This is a genomic window from Streptococcus toyakuensis (assembly GCF_024346585.1).
GTDB classification, from domain to species: domain Bacteria; phylum Bacillota; class Bacilli; order Lactobacillales; family Streptococcaceae; genus Streptococcus; species Streptococcus toyakuensis.
Genome location: NZ_AP024523.1, coordinates 1,835,991 through 1,851,913, shown reverse-complemented (window position 1 = coordinate 1,851,913; position 15,923 = coordinate 1,835,991). Strand labels below are relative to the sequence as shown.

Genomic DNA, 15,923 nt, shown 5'->3' with positions numbered 1-15,923 from the left:
TAAATTACGAATGCTATTAACCAAACGAGAAGAACAATTATTGAAGGCTTTCCTACATGTAGGGAAGCTTTCAATGCAAGACATGACTGAAATCTTACAGGTTTCATCTAGAACAATTTATCGAACTTTATCAGATTTGACAGATAGCATGGAGCAATATGGAATCGAAATAACGAAGCATGGGAAATACTATATTTTGACTGGAGAGTTGGATGATTTGCCGACAGAACTTGAAGTGTTAGTTGAGTATAGTCCCCAAGAAAGACAAGAGTTGATTACCTATCGCCTTCTGACTGAGAGTGGTTTTGTCACCAATGAAGCATTGCAAGAGTGCATGAAAGTCAGTAATGTAACTATTATTCAGGATATTTCAGATATTGATAAGCGTCTTTTAGACTTTGATCTGAAAATTGAACGACAAAAAGGTTATCGTATTTCTGGTGATTCAGTTGGTAAGAGAAGATTTTTGGCTATTTTACTGACAAACTGTATCTCAGTAGCAGATTTTTCAACCGGTAATTTTGGGAGCTTTGATATTTTAGAAGCAGATAGAACTAGGCTGGCCAGTCAGATTGTTAATAAGCAACTGTCAGGTTTTCCAGATATGGATGCTAGGATGAAGATGTTTTTTGCGATCTTGTTATCTCTTATAGGTCAGGAGCAAAACATTGAAAATTCACCTAATACTAGTAAGCAGGCTTTGGAAATTTCTCAAAAAATTTTTCAAGCTTACTCTAAGCAGACTGCACAATTTTATAGTATTCAGGAAATTATCTATTTTGCGAGCATCTTAGATGAATTAATCATTAAACGTCAGGACAATCCGCTCTTTACGGAGAAATTTGATGGTGAATTTTTCTACAATATTTCAAATCTGATTGATACGGTTTCCATGTATACCAAGATTGACTTTTTTAAGGACAAGGTTTTATTCAATTTTCTTTTCCATCATATTCGGCTCAGTTTAGGTGTCCCTATCCTTTTTCAGGGTGAAAATTTGCCAGAATCTGTCCAGATTTTAGTTGAAAGGAATAAATTTCTTTATACAGTCATCAGTCTTTTAGTGAATGATATTTTTCCGAAATATCTTCATACAGAGTATGAGTATGGCATGATTGCCCTACATTTTATCTCTAGCTTAGGCCGTAGTCCAGAGATTTATCCAGTCCGTGTTTTGCTTTTAACGGATGAACGTCGGGTCACTAGAGATTTATTAGTCAGTAAAATTAAGAGTGTTGCTCCTTTTGTAGAGTTGATAGATATTCAGTCTCTAGTAGATTACCACAGTATTGATCTCAGTCAGTATGATTATATTTTATCTACCAAGCCGCTGACTAATCAGGAAATCGATGTAATTTCTAGTTTTCCAACCGTCAAAGAACTGCTTGAATTACAGGAACGACTTCAGTATGTACAGGCACATCGTACAATTGTCGCGCGTGATGCTATCGCTCCAGAGAAAAGTTATGACTTGCAAGATTATTTAATATCTAGTAGTCAGCTTTTGAGTCAATTCGAGTTGGTTCAATTGGAGAATAATCAATCATTTGAGCACACGGTAGAACAAATCATCCAATATCAGAAGAATGTGAGTGACAGAGATTACCTAACAAGAAAATTGTTATCTCACTTCCAGAATAGTCCTATGGCTATTCCTAATACTGGTCTGGTGCTTTTACATAGTCAGTCTAGCAAAGTAACAACAAATAGTTTTACTATGTTTGAACTCAAACTACCTATCTCCGCATTGTCAATGAAACGAGAGGAAGAAGAGGTCAAAAGGTGTCTGCTAATGCTAATGTCTAAAGAAGCTAGCGAGGAAGCTAGAGATTTAATGACAGCTATTAGTCAGTCGATTATTGAAAATCATCTTTATACAGAGATTTACAAGACGGGAAATCAATCCATTATTTATCAGATGCTAAATACTATTTTTAAAGAAAAAATTAAGAAATTGGAGAACTAATATGAAACTTGAAAAACATTTGATTAAGCTTAATAAACAATTTTCTAACAAGGAGGAAGCTATTTGTTATTGTGGGCAAGTTCTTTATGAGGGTGGATATGTTAATGAAGACTATATTGAAGCCATGATTGAGCGAGATAAAGAGCTATCTGTTTACATGGGTAACTTTATCGCCATACCGCATGGAACAGATGCAGCAAAAAAGGATGTCCTCAAGTCTGGTATTACAGTCGTTCAAGTCCCTAGAGGGGTTGATTTTGGGAATGTATCTAACCCTCAAGTGGCAACGGTTCTTTTTGGTATTGCTGGTATTGGTAATGAACACTTAGAAATTATTCAGAAAATTTCTATCTTCTGTGCAGATGTAGATAATGTTCTTAAACTAGCAGATGCTCAGTCAAAAGAGGAAGTGTTGCGCTTATTTGATGCTGTTGAATAATTGAATTTCGTCATTTGTCATCTAGTATATATGTCCCTCAAATAGGAAAAGGAGAAATTGAATGAAACATTCTGTTCATTTTGGTGCCGGTAATATCGGTCGTGGTTTTATAGGTGAAATTCTATTTAAAAATGGTTTCCATATTGATTTTGTGGATGTCAATAATCAGATAATTCATGCTCTAAATGAAAAGGGCAAGTATGAAATTGAAATTGCACAGAAAGGACAGTCTCGTATAGAAGTAACTAATGTGGCTGGCATTAATAGCAAAGAAGACCCTGAGCAAGTCATTGAAGCGATTCAAAAGACGGATATTATTACTACTGCAATCGGACCTAATATACTCCCTTTTATCGCTGAACTTCTAGCCAAAGGAATCGAAGCTCGCCGAGTTGCAGGAAATACACAGGCATTGGATGTTATGGCCTGTGAAAATATGATTGGCGGGTCTCAATTTCTTTATCAAGAAGTCAAGAAATATTTAAGTCCGGAAGGTTTGACATTTGCTGATAACTACATCGGTTTTCCAAATGCTGCAGTAGACAGGATTGTTCCAGCACAAAGTCACGAAGATTCCCTTTTTGTTGTGGTCGAACCCTTTAATGAATGGGTCGTGGAAACCAAGCGTCTTAAAAATCCAGATTTACGTCTAAAAGATGTGCATTATGAAGAAGATTTAGAACCCTTTATTGAGCGAAAACTTTTTTCAGTCAATTCTGGACATGCAACTTCAGCTTACATTGGTGCGCATTATGGTGCCAAGACAATTTTGGAAGCTCTTCAAAATCCTAATATCAAATCTCGGATTGAATCTGTATTAGCTGAAATTCGGAGTCTCTTGATTGCCAAATGGAACTTTGATAAAAAAGAATTGGAGAATTATCACAAAGTCATTATAGAACGGTTTGAAAATCCTTTCATAGTGGACGAAGTTAGTCGCGTAGCTCGTACTCCAATCCGAAAATTAGGCTATAATGAACGATTCATCCGGCCGATACGTGAATTGAAAGAACTCAGTTTGTCATATAAAAACCTACTTAAAACAGTTGGCTATGCCTTTGACTATCGCGATGTAAATGATGAAGAAAGTATTCGATTAGGTGAATTGTTGGCTAAACAATCAGTCAAAGATGTTGTTATACAAGTTACAGGTTTAGACGACCCAGAATTGATTGAGCAAATTGTAGAGTATATTTAATCTTTTTCGAAAATCTCTTCAAATCAGGTTAGCATCCATCTGCAACCTCAAAACAGTATTTTGAGCTGACTTCATCAGTTCTATCTACCACCTCAAAGCAGTGCTTTGAGCAGCCTGCGGCTAGCTTCCTAGTTTGCTCTTTGATTTTCATTGAGTATTAGAATAATTTTTCAAATTGAAGGACAGAAATAGACAGGGAGAATCACAATGGTAGAATTGGGAATTTCAACATTTGGGGAAACAACGGAGCTTGAAGGGATTGGGCAAACTTACAGTCATGCTGAACGCATTCGTCAGTTGGTGGCGGAGATTGAGCTGGCTGACAAGGTTGGTTTGGATGTGTATGGGATTGGTGAGCATCATCGAGCAGATTTTGCAGTATCAGCCCCAGAGATTGTCCTGGCAGCTGGGGCAGTCAATACCAAAAAAATCCGTTTGACCAGTGCAGTCAGCATTCTCTCAAGTATGGATCCGATTCGATTGTTCCAACAATATGCCACTATCGATGCTTTGTCAAATGGACGTGCGGAGATTATGGCCGGAAGGGGTTCTTTCACGGAATCTTTTCCCTTGTTTGGCTATGATTTGAAAGACTACGAAGCTCTTTTTGATGAGAAATTAGACTTGCTTCAATTAGTCAATGAAAAGATAAAACTAGATTGGCAAGGTCGATTGACCCAAACAATCTCTGGCAAAGAAGTTTATCCTCGTCCAGTTCAGGACAAATTGCCCTTGTGGATAGCGACAGGTGGTCATGTAGAATCAACAGTGAAGATTGCTCAGACAGGCCTACCGATTGTCTATGCCATTATTGGTGGTAACCCTCGTTATTTTAAAAAGTTGATTCAGGCTTATCGTGAGATTGGAAGCGAAGCGGGTTATGCCAGTCAGGAACTAAAGGTTGGAGCTCATTCTTGGGGTTGGATTGCTGAAGATGGTGAGCAGGCTGTAAAAGATTATTTCCATCCGACTAAGCAAGTGGTGGATGCTATTTCCAAAGACCGTCCGCACTGGCAGGAATTGCGTTATGAGCAATATTTGGAGCAAGTTGGGCCAAATGGTGCTATGTTTGTGGGCAATCCAGATCAGGTGGCCGAAAAATTGATTCGTATGATTGAAGACTTAGGTTTGGACCGCTTCATGCTCCATCTACCGCTTGGTTCCATGACCCATGACCAGGTTCTGAGAGCTATTGAACTATTCGGAATGCAAGTGGCACCCAAAGTACGGGAATACTTTGCCATGAAAGAGGCTTAATAAAAAATCCTAATCAGGCTGATAAAAAATCTATATAACAACTATTTTAAAAAAGCAATAAACAGAAAAGAATCTCTGAAAAGCTAGTAAAATCAAGCTTTCCAGAGATTTTTTCGTTATTGATATAAACAATATCAATCAAGTCGATAGTCAATATATATTGGGAAAAGGTCAAAAGGAGTGGTAAGATGGTTTCAATCCAAATGGAAGGAGAAAAGTATGACAAGTAAAAGAGAGCTGGTTTTTAAAGCCATCCGAGGAGAAGAGGTGGAACGAGTTCCTGTAGGCTTTTGGTTTCATTTTGTAACACTGGAGGAAAAAGGGCAAGGTTTAAATAACCCACGTATCTTTCAAAAAAGTGTAGAGGGACATCGGAAGTACGTTGAAAGAATTCATCCTGATTTTGTCAAAATGATGAGTGACGGATTTTTCATTTATCCAAGTAATGTCTACAGTCCTTTGGTTTCAAGTATTCAGGAGCTGGCTTCTATTGAGTCGATTGGTGAAAACCATCCTTGGATTCAGCAACAAGTAGAAGTGGTAGAAGCTATTCGAGCAACCTTCACTGAGGACATTGCTTCATTCTACAATATCTTTTCTCCGATTTCCTACCTGAAACGTTGGTTTCGTACAGAGACTTCTAGAGGTGATAAGGAGGTTGCTAATCTATTACTCGAAAATCCAGAGCTATTCAGGGAGATTTTAGATGTAATAGCTGAGGATATCGCAATCCTAACCAAGGCAATCATTCAGGATGGTGGAGCAGATGGAATCTATCTCAGTACACAAGAAATTCAGGATGAGCGCATCACAGCAGAATTGTATCAGACCTATATCGAGCCAAGCAACATAAAGGTTTTAGAAGCTGCCAATCAGGTAGGTGGGGTAAATATCCTGCATATCTGCGGTTTCCAAGGTGCCAGTAACAATGTGACTATTTTCAAAGATTATCCAGCCCAGGTTTTCAATTGGGCAACCCACCATGAAGCAGTCAGTTTACCTCAAGGTCAGGAGCTATTTCATGGCAAAGCGGTCTTGGGTGGTTTTGAAAATGGGAAGCAGAGCCTGCTTTATGGAGGTAGCAAGGCTAAACTACAAGAGGAAACCAAACGCTTGTTAGATGAGGCTGGACGTAGAGGAGTTCTTCTTGGAGCAGATTGCACAGTTCCAGATGACTTTGAATTAGAAAGATTAGACTGGATTCGTCAGGCTGCTATTTTAGAATAGGAGGGCCTTATGAAAAGAAAAAAGTGGCTATTGGTAGGGACGGCCCTCGGCTTTGTCATCTTACTTGCGATCAGTCTTACAAAGGGACTTACTTGTAAGGAAGGGCCAAGATGTCATGGAGTTCAGGATTTTCAGAAAGGAAGTCTTCACTTTATTCAAACCAATGATATTGCCAGTGTTTTATTAGTTGAAAAAGAAAGAAATGGAGAATAGGGATGTCAGAAAAAAGAGAATGGGTTTTAAAAGCATTTAGAGGAGAAGTAGTTGACCGTGTACCTGTAGGTTTTTGGCACCACTTTACATCAGAAGAGGAATGGTTAAAGGGATTTTCCAATCCTGTGATTATTGAAAAGAACATACAAGGTCACAAACGTTTTATCCGTGACCTACATCCAGACTTTATCAAGTTGATGAGTGATGGCTATTTTGCTTATCCAAATCCAGTTATAGGTAAAGGGAAATCACTCCAAGAGTTGGCAGAGATTGAACCTCTGGGTGAAGATCATCCGTGGATTAGAGAGCAGGTAGAATTAGTGAAGAAGATTAAGCAGGAGTTTACGGAAGATATTGTTGCTATTTACAATATTTTTGCGCCTGTGACCTACCTCAAATGGTTACTTGGAGAAGTGTCTGGTGGAGATGATCTCATTGCAGATTTCTTAGTTCAAGATTCTCAGAAATTGAAAAAAGTCCTTGATGTGATTGCGCAAGATATCGCTAGCTTGAGTCAAGCTATTATTAAAGATGCAGGAGCAGACGGTATTTATCTCAGTGTGCAAAGTATTCAGGATGCGCGTGTTTCTGCTGAAGCCTATCAGGAGATTATTGCGCCGAGTGAACTGACTGTTTTAAAAGCGGCTAAGTCGGTTGGTGGGGTAAATATCCTTCATATCTGTGGCTATGAAGGAGCTCGAAATGATATTCATATCTTTGCCGACTATCCAGCTCATGTTTTTAACTGGGCAGTTGGTCCAGAAGGAATTAGCCTAAAAGAAGGTCGTGAGATTTTCAAGGGTCGTGCTGTTCTGGGAGGATTTGAAAACGGTGAAGATGGCCTTCTTTATCGAGGCAGTAAGGAAGAAATTCAAGCTGAAACCAAACGCTTGATAGAAGAAACAGGTAAAGATGGCCTCATACTTGGGGCAGATTGTACCATTCCGAGCGATATTGCAGTTGAGCGTATCCAGTGGGTGAGAGAAGCATTAGCTAAATAAAGGAGAAGAATATGAGTAAGAAAACATGGATTATTGGTGGAGTTGCAGTTGTGGCAGTTCTTGGAGCAACGATTGTTGGTAGAACTTTGGCGGGAGCATCTGCTAAAGGTGCAGATGCAGCTTCGTCTGGACAAGTAACAACTTTAAAAGTTGCCCATACTCAAAACTATGTCCCTTATGATTTTATTGACGAAAAAGGGGGATCAGATGGTTATGAAGTCGCTGTTTTAAAGGCGGTTGATGAGAAATTAGCAGATTATAAATTTGAGTATACTGGAACTAGTGATGATGATCTCTTGATTGGACTTGAGTCTGGCAAGTACGATATTGGAACTAAAGGTGCTTGGTATACAGATGAACGGGCTAAGAAATTCATTATTCCATCTGAGCCAGTAGGAGCCAGCATTATTGGTTTTACTGTTAGAAAAGAAGATGAAGCCAAATATAAGAATATTGATGATTTCGCCAAAAATAAAGGAAAATTAGTACCCATCTCTCCTCAAAATGCCCAGTGGAATGTCATCAATAGCTATAATGACAAGCATAAGGATACACCAATTGAGTTGACAGCTGCTGAATCATTCAAGGTGGCAGATGCTTATGCTTGGGTTTTAGAAGGACGATACGATGCCTTCTTTGATATCAAGTTGTCTTTTGAAAAAGCAGTGACAGCAGAGGATGGTTCTTACCACCAATATGCGGACAAACTTAGCTGGTTCCCTTATAAAGGAATCCCAACCTATCCATTGATTCACCGTGATGAAAAGGGCGAGAAGTTTGCTAAAGAGTATGAAAAAGCGATTAAAGAATTAAAAGAAGACGGCACTCTAGCTAAACTTTCTCAAAAATACTTTAAAGAAGATGTCTTTAGTTACGTTGATAAAGATTAGATAAGCAAGCAGGCATGTTAGAAAGAGGTTTACATGGTTTCATATGATTTTTCAAGAGTGTTCCAATTTTTACCCACCTTATGGCAGGCTCTTCCTATGACCTTGTCCATTCTCTTTTTTACTACAATCCTTGGTTCCCTTTTCGGTGGCTTATTGGCTTGGGCTCAAGTGGGAGAAGACAAGACTTTTGCAGGTCTTTCCAAGGGCTATATTTTCACTCTTCGCTGTACTCCCCCCATTGTCTTACTGTTTTTAGTCTTTTATGGTTTACCTGAATTTTTAAAATGGTGGTTGAATTTAGATATCAACAACTGGTCTAAGACGGTCTTTGTCTTATTCACTATGGTCTTGCTATTTGCGGCTATCATTGCAGAAGTATTTAAGGCGTCCTATCAGGCAATTCCCAAAGGTCAGATGGAAGCTGGAGTCAGTATTGGTCTGACACCTAGTCAGACATTTTGGAGAATCATTTTTCCTCAGGCTTTTCAAGTATCCCTTCCAAATGTGACGACCGCTATTCTAAATTTGATGCGGGACGCTGCCCTAGCCTATACGATTGGTTTTGTGGATGTCATGGGGGCTGGGAATCTCTTAATCAGTCGCAACTTGGGGAATTACTCTCTTGAAACCTATACAGCGGTTGCCATTCTTTATTGGGGGTTAGCTTTGGCTGTTTCCTTCTTGAGTCGCTTGTTAGAAAAATCTTTGGAAACGAAAGGGAGATAGGATATGGATTTAGACTATATTGCAAAAACCTTTTTAGAGACCTTAAAAGGGGTACCGACCACCTTGATTATCATGATTGTAGCCATGGTCTTAAGTTTTCTACCAGCCTTGTTTTTAGCTCTGGGACAAATATATAAAGTCAAAGGTGTTCGAACTTTCTCTCTCGTGTATCTAGCTTTTATAAGAGCAACACCTCCGATTTTGCTGATTCTTTTCTTTTATAGTTTGTTTCCGAGTTTGCTCAATCAATTTCTTAAAAGCATAGGAAGTAATGTTGATATCTTTAAACTCAATCCGATCTATTATGCCTTTATTATCTATAGCTTAATGACAACGGGTAGTTTATCAGAAATCTTACGTTCGGCTATTTTGACTGTGGATAAGGGACAATTAGAAGCTGCACAAGCGATTGGATTGAGTAATAGTCAGGCCTATGTGAGGATTCTTTTTCCACAGGCCTTGCGTTCAGCCCTGCCTAATCTTGCGAATCTAGTCATAAATATTGTAAAAGGAACCTCTTTGGTCTTTGTGATGACCATTAAGGATATTACAGCTATTGCCCGTGTTGAAGCGTCTTATGGTTATCAGTATTTTGAATCATACTTTGTTATCTTTTTACAGTACATTCTTATTTGCGGTTTGATTCAATGGGGTTTTTCACTCTTAGAGAAACGCTATATTCGAAGAGAACAGGGACAAGTAGTGCCCCGTACAGGTTTAGCATAGGAGGAGACAATGTTACAAGTAGAACATGTTGCAAAAAAATTTGGAGACAGACAAGTCTTAGAAGATGTTAATCTCAAGGTCAACCAAGGGGATGTGGTTGTAATATTGGGGCCATCTGGATCAGGTAAAACGACTTTTCTCAGATGTCTCAATCATTTAGAAAAAGCCGATAGTGGCTCTTTGAAGCTTGCTGACAAAGACTACGATCTTGGCAAATTGACCAAAAAAGATATTTTAGAAATTCGCCAGAAGACCGCCTTTGTTTTTCAACATTATAATTTATTTGCTAATAAAACGGCCTTGGAAAATATTTTGGAGGGCCTGGTGATTGCTCGGAAAATTCCTAAGGAAGAAGCAACTAAACGTGCGGAAGTTGCCTTAGAAAAGGTTGGTTTACTAGCTTATAAAGATTATTATCCTTCTCAGCTTTCTGGAGGTCAGCAACAACGAATCGGTATTGCCCGTGCCATCGCTGTGAAACCAGAGGTCATTTTATTAGATGAGCCGACATCGGCCTTGGATCCAGAGTTGGTAGGGGATGTTTTAGATGTTTTAAAACAGTTAGCTAAAGAAGGAGTTACTATGGTAGTAGTGACACATAAGATGGGTTTTGCTAGAGATGTAGCCAATCATGTCATTTTTATGGATGGCGGGAAAATTGTTGAAGAAAATAATGCCCATGATTTCTTTAGTCGCCCACAGGAAGAACGAACCAAGCAATTTTTGGCACGAATTCTTTCGGATGCGACCTATAGTGTAGAATATATGATTTGATAGATAGGCTTATCAGGGCAAAAATCAATCCCCCGAGCGTTAAGGCTTGGGGGATTGTTCTATAGGAGGGCTAGTTTAGTTCTCTTTTTTGTTTTTTAGTAAGAAACCGAGACCTAGAAGGGTGAGGAGACTAATTCCTGCAAACAGGAGTTTGTGATCGTTTTTGGTTCCTGTATTTGGAAGTTCAGCTTGTTTAGCTAGGGGGGCAGGTTTATTTTCCTTGCTAGAGTTTTCTACCGATTCGTTTTGAACCGCCTCTTTTACAGATGATGCTTGTGCTTCTTGTGTTGGTTGTGAAGTTTGTGAATCAGTTGTAGCTTGGCTAGGTTTATTTTCCGCATCGGCTACTTTTGCATCTGGTTTTGCAGAATCAGGTTTAGCCTGTGGAGCTGGAGTTTGCTGTTCCGGTTTGACTACTCGGTTTGGAATATTGTCTTGGATATTATATTGCCCTTGTTCTTGTTTTAAGCTAGAAAGGTCAAATTCTGGTTTTTCTTCCACAGCTGGGGCAACGATGGCACCACCTTGAGAGACTCGAAGAACAGTAGCTGTAAGGGCATTTAATTTCAAGCCTTTTTCAGTCCACTCAAGTCCTTTAGGGTTGGCAATTCCTACTGGTCCTGCTTGGTTTTCATCTGCCAAAACTTCAGCATTTCTGAGGTGGGCAAAGGCAGTCCCCAAATTAAATTCGCGAGCTTTTTCATCCGCATTGACAAAGACTGCGTAGATATCACCGTTTGGAGCAGTGATTTGGTAGCCAATTACCACGTCCTCTTTTGCCACACCATTTTGGCCTGGAACAGTGATGAGGTGGACACGGTCTTTGATATCTTGGAGACTCTTAAGTCGGAAGGCATCTGTAGATTGACGAAGGGCAATCAAACCTTTCATATAGTCACGGCTCTTGACATTTTCAGGATAAGCTTTACCATCTGTAGCCTTAGTCCAGTCAAACTTGTTAATAGCATCACTCGAATCGTAAGAGTCATGGATGAAGTAAGGATAGTCAAATGGATTGCCATCCTTATCACGCAACAAGTGAGATTTGTTTGGAACCTTATCCTCCGCTACTGGAGTCTTGTAGGCTGGGTCACGGAATTGTTTGGTGCGACCATATTCCTGACCAGAGTGAATAAATGGAGTTCCTTGAGCTGTCAAAACCATGAGATTTCCAAGTCGCAAACGACGATGAATTTCAGCATAGTTTTCAGCCTTGCTTGGGTCTTTTTTGATAGACTGGGCAATGATGTCAAAGAGGGTCAAGTTATCATGGGCTGCGATATACTGGATAACATCTCCAGGACTATCAGCTTCAAAGTTGGTTGGCTGAGCAATGAGATTTTTAAAAATAGTGTTGATATCACGCTTGCCACCTGTGATAAAGGCAGGTTGACCTTCGTTTGGATAACCAGACTTGAGGTTGTTACGGATGTCATCTGAGAAGACAGCGACAGTATCGGTATGTTTCATCCAATCTTGGTCAGCAGCTTTAGTAGGCATGTTCTCATCACCAGCATAGGTTCTCCAACCTTCACCAAGCATGATTAAGTGTGGATTGAGGGCGCGTGCGGCCTTGTACGCTTCTTCAATAGAAGCTGCATCATGGTCTCCCATCATATCGAAGCGGAATCCATCCACTTTGTAGGTATCAACTAGATATTTGATAGAGTCAACTAGGAGTCGTTTGGTCATATGGTGGGTTGTCCCCAAGCGTCCACCACCAAAGCTAGTGCGAGGTGTCCCATCAGCATCCATAAAGTGGTAGTAGTTTGGCTCTAAATCTTCAAAGATATCGACCTTGGCTGTATGGTTATACACTACATCTAGGATAGCTCCCATACCACGTTTGTGGATCTCGTTGATGAGGTTTTTAAATTCTGCGATTCGTTTTTCTGGATTTTTAGGATCGCTTGAATACATACCAGTCAAGGAGAAGTAGTTTTGAGGATCATATCCCCAGTTATAGTTGCTGTTGCTTGAAGCGTAGTCAGACAAGCGTTCATGGTTTTTCAATTCATTGACAAAGTAGTAAGACAAGACGGGAAGGAGCTGGATGTGGGTTACACCCAAGTCTTTGAGGTAGTCTAGTTTTTCAATAAAGGCTTCAAAGGTACCAAATGGTTTGGTCAAGTCTTTTGCGATAGCGGGATCTGAAGTGAAGTCACGCACATGAGCTTCGTAGATAACGGCATCTTCACGAGTCTTGAAGTTGTGAATCTTACCATAAGTCAAGTCTTGAGGTCCTAGTTTGGCTGGATCTACAAAGGCGGCTTTAGCCACTTTATGGGAAGCGTCTGTTTTTGCAAGATCACTATTCCAAGCAGCGAGGGACTTAGCGTAAGGATCGAGTGCAAGAACAGTTTTACCTTGACGTTCAATTTGGTATTGATAATAGTAGCCAGTGAAATCTGTGATTCCTAATTTATTTGTGCTATCTAGAGTTTGTTTCCAAGTTCCTCTTTCCCCTTTTTCAAGAGCGACAGTTCCAACCACTTTTTCAGGGTCATTCTTGTCGTAGACAACGACAGAAACCTTATCAGCACTTGGTGACCAAAGGGTTAAATCAACCTGTTTTCCTTCTTCTTTTAAGTCAGCTCCAAGTTTGCCATCATAACTGTATGTCTCATCTTTAAGTCGCCAGCTTGTTTTGGTAGTGAATTGGTCGGAATTGTAGCTAACAGTATATGGATGTTTTGTGTCCGAGAAATCTCCGCTGTAGGTCACTTTCTTACCAGCTTCATCTATTGCAACATCAGTAATAGCTACTTTGTTTCCTAGGTGATTAGTGATGTTAGAGTGTTTGAGGATATCCTCTTTTTTAGCACCGACAAGTGTTGAAAAACTACTCTCAATGCTAGAAGTACCTACGTGTTGGGCTCCTGTCATACGGATATCATGGACATAGTATGGATTTGTGTAAATCGATTCATCATCGTCTTTTAGGAAAATTTGGCTATGATTTTTTAAATCTGTGAACTTATAATCTTCTTTACGGATTTTCACATCGTCTCCTTGTTTGTTTCTGTCTAGTAATAAAAATCCAAGGTCTTTAGCTGCATCTTTGAGTGGAATATCGATATAGCGACCATATTTGCCTGTAGCCGTAAAATCTGTTCCGTTAGGCCATTCACCACTACTTGGATTTTTCACATCTCCCCAGTACCAGAGAGATTTCTTGTCATAGTTGCCATCTGTACGGTAGTAGTTGACGCGAATAGTTCCTGCAGGTTGTGGCTCGTAAGAGAAAACCTTGTGTTCTTGGTCCAACCAAGCCTCATTCATATTTGGTGCCAGTTTTTCTATCGATTTATCGCCGGTTAGATTTTTCCCAGCTGTATTATTGATGAGGAAGCTAATTTTCTTGGCTTGTTCTCCCTTTAATTTGACATCTAGGTAGTAGCCATAGTCATCTTTTTTGGCATCCTTAAAGGACAAGGCTCCGTTAGGCCAGTTTTCAGATGGTTTTTCAACATCGTCCCAAGTCCATAGTCCTTGAGCATCCTTGTTTTCTTCAGGAAGCTTTTTGACATGGATACGGAAGTAGTTGTCTTCTATTGGTTCTTCTGCCTTAGTTTCAGTCGTTACTGGACTCGTAGAAGTAGTTGGTTCACTTGAACGATCTTGTCCGGTTTGTGGGGCTGAATCGGCTGGTGTTGTAGCAGGAGTGGGTACCTCTGTTGCAGCTTTTTCTTCTTTTTTCTCTAGGGAAGCGTTTGCACTATCAGGTGAAGAAAAATCGCTTTCGTTCTTGCCAGCGATGTTTGTTGCATCAGTAAGAGGTTGAGTAAGGGAGGTCGTATTTCTGTTGCTGGGTTCGTTAGTGGTTGGTGTATTTTCGTTTGCTGAGATAGTTGGTGTAGCCATGGCAAGCAGGACAAGGCTTGCTCCAATAAGGACAGAACCAGTTCCATTTTTGAGGGAACGGATGCTGTAAACCATTTTTTTCTCAGTTTGAGATGGTATTTTTCTCATAATGATTCTCCAATCAATAAATTTCTATCATCAGTATAGCACTTAGTAAAATAAGATGCAAGCGTTTTCCTGAAATTAAAATAAAAGAAAAAATCGCAACAAATTTTGTTACGATTAAGCCAGTCTTTCTTTATGAATTTGAGAAGCAAGAAGGTGAAGGTGATGAAATAATTCTGAAGTAGAGAAGTTACGATTGTAGATAAGTGGTTTAGGAGAGTTGGTGACAGGAAAGGTAGTGATAATAATATCGTGAGGAATTTGATTGAGAATTGAGAAAGAAATCGCAGATTCTTCCCAAGAATCAAAGAGATAGAGATTATTGCCGTAGTGAGCAAGGGTGTCGATAAGGTTTTGTGCGTGATGACTATCCAAATGACTAATGACTAAAACACGTATTTTGGGAAGTTTTTGAAGTAATTGGACTAAAATTCGTTGCCCTTGGATAGAAAAGGTGTAGACAAGTTCTTGTAGCTTACTTGGGTGATTTTCTAGCCCCATTTCAGTAAGGTAAGATTGGAATTTGTGTTGACTTACTTCAAATAGTTTTGGAAATTCTACTTGATAACTGCTTAAAATTTGGGATTTCTGTCTGTCGAGAGACTGGTTACTGAGTAAATGAAAGAAATCAGATTGGGCAGTGTAGTGGAGGAGCCAAATCAATTCCTCGCGATTTTCAATCTGTAGGTGAAATTCTTTAGCTAGTTCTTCTAGTATTTGGCTCAATAAACGGTAAGATTTTTGGATATGATGAATATTACCCAGTGCTCCATTGCTAGGATTGTTTATGATTTGAGGAGACTTTACTGGATTTGAAAATAGCTGTTCTAGCGTCTCCTTTGTAGCTTCAAAATGGAGCTTTTTAGCCAGCTTTTTGATATCTTGTTCAAACTGGGGAATCTGCATGAGGGAGCTGTAATGACTGGTTAAGAGCGGACTAGGATTTTCAATGAAATGACTCTTGTTAAAACGCTCCAGATTGATAGCCAGGGTATATTTGATTTGCCGTAAACTACTGAGGTTGGGTGAAACTTGTTGGGCCTTTAAAAATAGCTGAATCAGGTGAGTGAGTGATTCTTCAGAAATAGAAGGAAAGGGCCAATCCAGAAAACTGTAACTTTGGCTAAAGTAGTCTAGATAAAAGGCACGAATATCCTCTTCTGCTCCCTTCAAGACTAAAGGAGAAAGTTGGATGTTGACGCTATAGTGTTGTGGAAGTTTAGTGTTGATACGATGAATGATTTCCTCAATATGCTCTTGATTAGTGGAAAGTACCTGACATATTTGCTCAAGCGATTGCCCCTCTTTGAAAAATAACTGGTTCAAAAAAGAATAGGTTTCAGATTGTTTAAGAATCGCAATCCTGGGATCTAAGGTGTTTTGGAAGTCAAACTGCAATTGAATGCCTTTTTTTCTTGATTGAAGCAGGAGGTTAGGAAACAATTGCTCAAGCTTAAAAAGGTGTTCTTGCAATTTTTCTATTGAAACAAAGTATAAATTTCTAATTATCTTTTTATATTTTCTTAAATGCTCGTAA

The 15,923-nt window shown here is 39.5% G+C and carries 14 protein-coding genes; 11 read left to right on the top strand and 3 right to left on the bottom strand.

What is annotated here, in order from left to right; translation table 11 throughout:
- Positions 1-10: 10 nt before the first annotated feature.
- The 3 genes from STYK_RS09205 to STYK_RS09195 all read left to right on the top strand — a co-directional run bounded on the left by STYK_RS09205 (position 11) and on the right by STYK_RS09195 (position 3,603).
- On the top strand, positions 11-1,966 hold the full coding sequence (locus STYK_RS09205) for a BglG family transcription antiterminator (protein WP_014017193.1): 1,956 nt from the start codon (positions 11-13) through the stop codon (positions 1,964-1,966).
- 1 nt (position 1,967) lies between these two features.
- Positions 1,968-2,405 carry a PTS mannitol transporter subunit IIA gene (locus STYK_RS09200; protein WP_000764147.1) on the top strand — a complete coding sequence of 146 codons (438 nt, stop codon included), beginning with the start codon at positions 1,968-1,970 and terminating at the stop codon, positions 2,403-2,405.
- Positions 2,406-2,466: 61 nt separating this feature from the next.
- A complete protein-coding gene (locus tag STYK_RS09195) occupies positions 2,467-3,603 on the top strand; it encodes a mannitol-1-phosphate 5-dehydrogenase (protein ID WP_000682963.1) in 1,137 nt (378 codons plus the stop codon).
- A 28-nt stretch (positions 3,604-3,631) separates the two neighbouring features.
- Here the strand turns inward: STYK_RS09195 and STYK_RS09190 are convergent, their stop codons facing one another.
- Positions 3,632-3,754, bottom strand: coding sequence for a chlorohydrolase (locus STYK_RS09190; protein ID WP_153300023.1), 123 nt, complete (start codon positions 3,752-3,754; stop codon positions 3,632-3,634).
- 56 nt (positions 3,755-3,810) lie between these two features.
- On the opposite strand from STYK_RS09190, the gene STYK_RS09185 reads away from it, so the two are divergent.
- The 8 genes from STYK_RS09185 to STYK_RS09150 all read left to right on the top strand — a co-directional run bounded on the left by STYK_RS09185 (position 3,811) and on the right by STYK_RS09150 (position 10,417).
- Positions 3,811-4,860 (top strand): LLM class flavin-dependent oxidoreductase, encoded by a 1,050-nt coding sequence (locus STYK_RS09185; RefSeq protein ID WP_261804932.1) that lies wholly within the window; start codon positions 3,811-3,813, stop codon positions 4,858-4,860.
- A 219-nt stretch (positions 4,861-5,079) separates the two neighbouring features.
- Positions 5,080-6,087, top strand: a complete 1,008-nt coding sequence (locus STYK_RS09180) for a uroporphyrinogen decarboxylase family protein (protein WP_080976372.1) — start codon at positions 5,080-5,082, stop codon at positions 6,085-6,087.
- Between the two features lie 9 nt (positions 6,088-6,096).
- Positions 6,097-6,300, top strand: coding sequence for a hypothetical protein (locus STYK_RS09175; RefSeq protein WP_049501818.1), 204 nt, complete (start codon positions 6,097-6,099; stop codon positions 6,298-6,300).
- A gap of 2 nt (positions 6,301-6,302) precedes the next feature.
- Entirely contained in the window at positions 6,303-7,301 is a 999-nt protein-coding gene (locus tag STYK_RS09170; RefSeq protein ID WP_261804931.1) for a uroporphyrinogen decarboxylase family protein, read from the top strand.
- Positions 7,302-7,312: 11 nt separating this feature from the next.
- Positions 7,313-8,191 carry a transporter substrate-binding domain-containing protein gene (locus STYK_RS09165; protein ID WP_084947837.1) on the top strand — a complete coding sequence of 293 codons (879 nt, stop codon included), beginning with the start codon at positions 7,313-7,315 and terminating at the stop codon, positions 8,189-8,191.
- A gap of 33 nt (positions 8,192-8,224) precedes the next feature.
- Positions 8,225-8,917, top strand: coding sequence for an amino acid ABC transporter permease (locus STYK_RS09160; protein WP_261804930.1), 693 nt, complete (start codon positions 8,225-8,227; stop codon positions 8,915-8,917).
- A 3-nt stretch (positions 8,918-8,920) separates the two neighbouring features.
- Entirely contained in the window at positions 8,921-9,643 is a 723-nt protein-coding gene (locus tag STYK_RS09155; RefSeq protein ID WP_261804929.1) for an amino acid ABC transporter permease, read from the top strand.
- Positions 9,644-9,652: 9 nt separating this feature from the next.
- Complete coding sequence (locus STYK_RS09150; RefSeq protein ID WP_261804928.1) at positions 9,653-10,417, top strand: amino acid ABC transporter ATP-binding protein; 765 nt, start codon at positions 9,653-9,655, stop codon at positions 10,415-10,417.
- 75 nt (positions 10,418-10,492) lie between these two features.
- On the opposite strand, the gene STYK_RS09145 is transcribed toward STYK_RS09150, so the two are convergent.
- Together STYK_RS09145 and STYK_RS09140 are read right to left on the bottom strand one after the other, a co-directional pair.
- Entirely contained in the window at positions 10,493-14,389 is a 3,897-nt protein-coding gene (locus tag STYK_RS09145; RefSeq protein WP_261804927.1) for a pullulanase, read from the bottom strand.
- Positions 14,390-14,503: 114 nt separating this feature from the next.
- Entirely contained in the window at positions 14,504-15,784 is a 1,281-nt protein-coding gene (locus STYK_RS09140; RefSeq protein ID WP_261019961.1) for an AcpB/EbpR/MafR family transcriptional regulator, read from the bottom strand.
- Positions 15,785-15,923 lie beyond the last annotated feature (139 nt).